The organism is Burkholderia sp. APQ4-4ca, from assembly GCF_057837105.1.
Genome location: NZ_JBYQCG010000193.1, coordinates 7237 through 13065, shown reverse-complemented (window position 1 = coordinate 13065; position 5829 = coordinate 7237). Strand labels below are relative to the sequence as shown.

The 5829-nt window shown below is 64.1% G+C and carries 7 protein-coding genes; 3 read left to right on the top strand and 4 right to left on the bottom strand.

The window, feature by feature from the left end:
* Window positions 1–463: carbohydrate ABC transporter permease (locus AC3IFE_RS21115; RefSeq protein ID WP_489191834.1), on the top strand; the 463-nt coding region annotated here is incomplete at its 5' end.
* Between the two features lie 188 nt (window positions 464–651).
* On the opposite strand, the gene AC3IFE_RS21110 is transcribed toward AC3IFE_RS21115, so the two are convergent.
* Window positions 652–1605, bottom strand: a complete 954-nt coding sequence (locus AC3IFE_RS21110) for an aromatic alcohol reductase (protein WP_489191833.1) — start codon at window positions 1603–1605, stop codon at window positions 652–654.
* Window positions 1606–1698: 93 nt separating this feature from the next.
* On the opposite strand from AC3IFE_RS21110, the gene AC3IFE_RS21105 reads away from it, so the two are divergent.
* Window positions 1699–2112: a winged helix-turn-helix transcriptional regulator gene (locus AC3IFE_RS21105; RefSeq protein ID WP_089470878.1), complete on the top strand. Its 414-nt coding sequence runs from the start codon at window positions 1699–1701 to the stop codon at window positions 2110–2112.
* A 175-nt stretch (window positions 2113–2287) separates the two neighbouring features.
* Here AC3IFE_RS21105 and AC3IFE_RS21100 read toward each other — a convergent pair whose 3' ends face one another.
* Window positions 2288–2686, bottom strand: a complete 399-nt coding sequence (locus tag AC3IFE_RS21100) for a nuclear transport factor 2 family protein (protein WP_179233550.1) — start codon at window positions 2684–2686, stop codon at window positions 2288–2290.
* Between the two features lie 82 nt (window positions 2687–2768).
* Here AC3IFE_RS21100 and AC3IFE_RS21095 point away from each other — a divergent pair, with 82 nt between their 5' ends.
* Window positions 2769–3710: a LysR substrate-binding domain-containing protein gene (locus AC3IFE_RS21095; RefSeq protein WP_489191832.1), complete on the top strand. Its 942-nt coding sequence runs from the start codon at window positions 2769–2771 to the stop codon at window positions 3708–3710.
* A gap of 81 nt (window positions 3711–3791) precedes the next feature.
* On the opposite strand, the gene AC3IFE_RS21090 is transcribed toward AC3IFE_RS21095, so the two are convergent.
* Together AC3IFE_RS21090 and AC3IFE_RS21085 are read right to left on the bottom strand one after the other, a co-directional pair.
* Window positions 3792–4175 (bottom strand): ATP-dependent protease, encoded by a 384-nt coding sequence (locus AC3IFE_RS21090; RefSeq protein ID WP_301737416.1) that lies wholly within the window; start codon window positions 4173–4175, stop codon window positions 3792–3794.
* A 174-nt stretch (window positions 4176–4349) separates the two neighbouring features.
* On the bottom strand, window positions 4350–5804 hold the full coding sequence (locus tag AC3IFE_RS21085) for a DEAD/DEAH box helicase (protein WP_489191835.1): 1455 nt from the start codon (window positions 5802–5804) through the stop codon (window positions 4350–4352).
* Window positions 5805–5829 lie beyond the last annotated feature (25 nt).

The window sequence follows — 5829 nt, the reverse complement described above, 5'->3', positions numbered from 1 at the left end:
TCCGGTGCGCGACCTGTCGCTGCGGCTCGGCGTGTTCAATACCGTCGAAGCGCTGATCCTGTTTCACGTCGCGTTCCAGACGGGGTTCTGCACGCTGTTCCTGCGCAACTTCATCAAGCAGCTGCCGTTCGAGCTGATCGAGGCGGCGCGCATCGAAGGCGCGGGCGAATGGACGGTGTTCTGGCGCATCGTGCTGCCGCTGATCCGGCCCGCGCTGGCCGCGCTCGCGATTCTCGTGTTCACGTTCGTGTGGAACGATTACTTCTGGGCGCTGTGTCTCACGCAGGGCGACGAGGCGGCGCCGATCACGGCGGGTGTCGCGGCGCTGAAGGGGCAATGGACGACGTCGTGGAATCTCGTATCGGCCGGGTCGATCCTCGCCGCGCTGCCGTCGGTCGCGATGTTCTTCGCGATGCAGAAGCACTTCGTCGCGGGGCTCACGTTCGGCGCGACGAAAGGCTGACCGCCCGCCGATCGCGTTTTCGCATCTCCCCCTCCGCATCGTGAGGTTGCCCGCTTCGGCGGGCTTTTTTCATGCTTCGTGAAGGTGGGTGCATGTCGGTTGGCGAGCCCCGATCCGCCATCCCGGCTTCAACGGCATCGACGATCGCCTGTCGTCGATGCCGTTTGCCCGGATGGTCGGGCTCGCGATTAGTCGCTGCGGCCCGAAGCGAGGTTGGCATTGATCCACGACGCCACGTCGGTGACCGGGATGGCGTGGCGTTGATTGAACGTCCCGCTCTTGTCCCATGCGACGCCCCGCCCTTGAGCAAATGCCGCGCGATACTTGCGCATCATGTTGTTCGGGTCGCGCGCCAGCTCATCGAGCAAGTACTGCTCGCTCCACGCCGAACGGCTGAAGGGGCGGCCGAGGGCCGCTTCCAGCTTGTCGGCGACCTCCCCGTAAGTCACGGTGTCGCCAGCCAGATACACGATCTCGTTCCGGATACGGGGTTGCGCGAACACGATCGCGGCAGTCAGCGCGCCGATATCGTCGGGCGTCGTCAGCGTCACGGCAGTGTCGAGGCTGCCCAGCGCGTGGACCGCGTCGTTTTGCAGATCGACTACACCGAAGTCCGGCTCGAACAGGTAGCTCGTGAACATGCCGGTCGAAATGATGACCCACTCGGTCTGGTGCTGACTGCGCAGCAATTCGCGCACGTCCAGCTGGGCGTCGAAGATGTCCTGCGGACTGCCGCGGCCGATCACGTCGAAATCGACCCCGAACTGCCACGGGAAGTACCTCGGGATGCGCGCCTGCAACGCAGCCCGCGCCAACTTCATCGGCGTATCGATGCCGGCTGTAATGCCCGCGCAACCGATTACCGTGTCATATCGCGCGAACAGGGCGGCGAGTTCGTCGATGGAATGCTTCACGAAATCGCCTACGACGATCTCGATCCCAAGCGCCCGAATCTCCGCGATATCATGCCGCTTGGCGGGTGCGCTGGACTCGAGGGCACTCGCGCGCAGCAGCACGCTGATCTTCGCGCCGGCGATGTCCTTCGCTCGACGTGCAAGATTGCGTAGTACCGGGAGGCCGAGTTCGCCGGCACCGAGCACGAGAATGTTTCGGGAAGTCGCGTCAGGGTCTGCTGGGTTCATCGTCTAGCCTGCTGAGGAATGGGTTGCACGCAGTCTAGCGATGCATGGTTGTGTTTGAAAGAAGGTACACGCGTGATACCGGGAGCGAGATAGTTGGATCGAGACGAACTTCTCCGATATTCGCAGACCGTGTGCGACGGCCTGCGAGACGATGATGACGGGTTGCGGCGGGAGGTGCTCGCCCATGCCGGAAGCCGTTGGTCGCTCGGTGTCGTCCACACGCTCGGCGTGTACGGCCGGCTGCGCCATGCGGAAATCGGCAGGCGCATGCACGGGGTGACTCAGCGCATGTTGACGCGCACGTTACGACAGCTCGAACGTGACGGCCTGGTGCTCCGTCACGATTTCGAAGAAGTCCCGCCTCGAGTCGAATACGAGTTGTCCGACACGGGCATGGACTTGCTCGTCAGGATGGTGCCGCTGTGGACCTGGATCGTCGAGAATGCGGACCGCTTCCGGGAAGCACGGCTGAATTTCGACAGAGAACACCGCGACGCAGACGCGTAGCTTGCCGGGATTTCGACGTGCTTCGCACATGGGCGCGACCTTGATCGACATCGGTCGTCGAGATATGCTTCGACTTCCTGAGAAAGCCTGAGAGACAGCGTCCGCGGAAGTTTGGCGTCGTGCGGAACCGTCCTCCGCGGACGCCAGCCTTCGGTATCGAGCGACATCGATTCCATTACGCGTACTTGTCGCCGACCGTACTGCGAATCGGATGGGTGTCGTACACGATGATCATCCGTTCGATCAGCCCGGCGGGGTCGAACTCGAACACGTCGACGCACTCGAAGCGCGCCACCGAACCGTCTTTCAGGGCCCAGTCGTAGATGAAGTAACCTGTCGCACGTCGCGCCCCACTCGTGCTGACGCAGATATCGATCGGTGTAATCCTGCTTTCTCCCGATGCGGCCGCGACCTTCGAAAAGAAGGGCTCGGGGTGCATCCAGCCGAGAAATGGCGAGAAAATCCGCGCGTCCGGCGTGAATAGCGCGCAGATGGCGCCGACATCGCCGCGCTCCAGTTCCCGCAGGTAAGCGCGAACCCGTTCCGTGTAGAGTGATTCCGACGTTGAGCCCAAAATTATCCTCCGATCATTCGTCGACAGCCCCGTTCATTCGCAAGAACGGGGCATCCGGTAGACGCACGATAGCGACGCACCGATGACCGAACAATCGAAAAATTCGCAACCCGGGTATGCGGCGCATGCATATCCGCTCGCTGACCTGACGCGGCCGCTCCCGCCGTTGGCGGCGATTCAGTCGTTCGTCGCCGCGGCGCAGCTGGGCAGCGTCAGCAAGGCCGCGGATCATCTATGCCGCACGCAAGGCGCCGTGAGCCGCCAGATACAGCAGTTGGAGACGCACTATCGATGCGCACTGTTCGTGCGCCATGTATCGGGGCTGACGTTGACGCCAGAAGGCAATGCACTGCTGACGGTCGCGGTCGACGTGCTCACGCAACTGGTTCGGCACGCGGATTCCCATGCACGGGCGACCTCGGTGCTCACGTTGAAGTTGCCGTCCACGTTCGCCGTTCGCTGGCTGCTCCCGCGGCTGCCGGACATTCATCGCGCGATGAGCGGGACGGAGCTGCGTATTTCGACATCCGCGGACGACACGCCGGATTTCACGACGTCCGACGTCGACGCCATCATCGTGCGAGGCACGGGACAGTGGACCGGTATGGAAGCCGTACCGCTGTTTCCCGAGCGGCTCACGCCGATGTGCTCGCCCGCGTTGGCGACATCGCTGCGATCGGTTGCCGACTTGGCGCACGTCGCTTTGCTCCATCCCGGGCCCAGCCGCGCAGAGTGGAGATGCTGGCTCGATCACGTGGGGGCGCGCCAGATCGACGCGGGGCGCGGGCTCGTGTTCGATACCCTCGAATTGACGCTCGCGGCATCGATGGAAGGGCACGGCATTGCAATCGGCGACCCGCGAATGGCGAGAGACCGGCTCCGTGCCGGATCGCTGGTGACACCGTTTGACGATGTGGCTGAAGACGGCCTTTCCTACTTCCTCGTTTATCCGCCCCAACGGGCGGCACAACCGAAAATTCGGGCCCTCGCCGATATCTTGCTGCGACTGGCGCGAGAAGATTGATGGATAGGCGAGTGTCCAGTACGTGGTGCGGAGCCGACCTTCAAATGGCGCCCCCATCGTACCGACGAATGACGGGCCCAGTCAGAGATCCCCGCGCACTTCGCCGGTTCCCAACGCGCTGCGCTGCCGGTTGACCTCCGCCCACAGTTCATCGCTGTCGTCCTCGCGCAGCACGATCATCCAGTCCAGTTGCTCGTCGGTCACGCCGAAGTACGCCAGAATTTCCCGGCGAACCCCGTCGATGAACGCCGCGTATTCCGGGGTGGCCTGCGCCCGCGCGTGCAGGGCGTCGTATTCCGCATCGTCCATGCCGCCGCCCTGTTCGTCGATATAGCGCGAAATCCATTGGTCCCGTTCGTGGTCGTAATCGGCTTCGGCGCGCATCGCTTGCACGGCCGTGTAGAAATCCAGTTGGGCAAACGCGGCGATCGCCGCCGTCGTCGCCTCGTCGAATGTCGTCGTCATTCCATCTCTCACTTCAGTCATCGCACATCATGGGTCATGCGGGGAAGCCGCTGTCGTGCGCGGTTTCACGCCGCGAACGAGAAAACCGGCAGCGCTGTTCCGAGCCGCCCGTTTGCGTTCACTTCATCGGGCGGTTCAATCGTATCGGGCACGTCGAAAAGGGAAGGATTCAGTCTACCGGGACGGCTTGCCCGATTTGCCGCGCCCCCCGGCAGATTTGCCGGCGGCCTTCCCCGCAGCCGGCTTGGCCGCCGGTTTGCTACGCGGCTTCTGCACGCTGAACGGGCTGCCGATGGTGTAGTCCGGGCCTTGACCCGCACCATTGGCCACCGCGTGCTGCGTCCCGGACGTGCGCTTGCCTTCGCCACCTTGCGTATGCGGCTTCTTGCCCGGCGCCTGTCGGGCCGCCGGCGCAGCTTGCGGCACCTTGGGTTTCTTCGGCTTTTTGGGTTTCTTGATGAGCTGGCCCGTCGCGCTGGTTTCCGGCACGCGGTGGTCGGCTTCGAAACCCGGCTCCTCTTCCCGCCGCAGCGTCTGCCGGATCAGCGCTTCGATCGCGGCCAGTTGCGGCGCTTCGTCGGCGCACACGAGCGACACCGCGACGCCGCTCGCGCCCGCGCGGCCGGTGCGGCCGATACGGTGCACGTAGTCTTGCGCAACGATCGGCAGATCGACGTTGATCACCAGCGGCAGATCGTCGATATCCAGCCCGCGCGCCGCCACGTCGGTGGCGACCAGCATCTGCACTTCGCCTGTCTTGAAGCGCTCCAGCGCGCGCAGACGCGCGGGCTGCGGCTTGTCGCCGTGGATCGTATCGACCGCATAGCCGGCCTTCTCCAGCATGACCGCCAGATAATCGACGCCATTGCGGGTCTTGACGAACACCAGCGCGTGCTCCCACTTGTTTTGGGCCACCAGGTGCATGAAGAGGTCGGGCTTGTTCCGCTTGTCGACCGGCACGACCCACTGCTTGATCTTGCTGGCCGTGGCGTTGGGCGGGCTGACGCTGATGTCGATCGGGCTGCGCAGAATGCCGGCCGCCAGCGCGCGGATTTCTTCGGAGAACGTCGCGGAGAACAGCAGCGTCTGGCGCTTGGCGGGCAACGCGGCAAACACCGCGTCGAGTTCGCGCGCGAAGCCGAGATCGAGCATGCGGTCGGCTTCATCGAGCACCAGTGTCTGGACCTGGTCGAACTGCACGGCGTTCTGGCGATTGAGGTCGAGCAAGCGGCCGGGCGTCGCCACGAGCACGTCGACGCCCTTGCGCAGCTTCATCATCTGAGGATTGATGCTCACCCCGCCGTAGGCGGCCAGGAATCGCAGATCGAGGCCCTTGCCGTACTCGACGAAGCTTTGCAGCACTTGCTCGGCCAGTTCGCGGGTGGGCACCAGCACCAGCACGCGCGCACGGTTGCTCGATACCGCCGGGCCGTGCTGCACGAGCCGCTGCAACAGCGGCAGCGCAAAGCCGGCCGTCTTGCCGGTGCCGGTCTGTGCGGCGGCCATGACGTCCTTGCCGCCGAGCACGACGGGAATCGCCTTGGCCTGCACCGGCGTGGGTGTCTGGTAATTGAGGCCCTGCAGGTTACGCAGCAACGGCTCGATCAGGCCAAGCGAGGCAAAAGACATGGACGTGTTCCGGGCTAAAACCGCA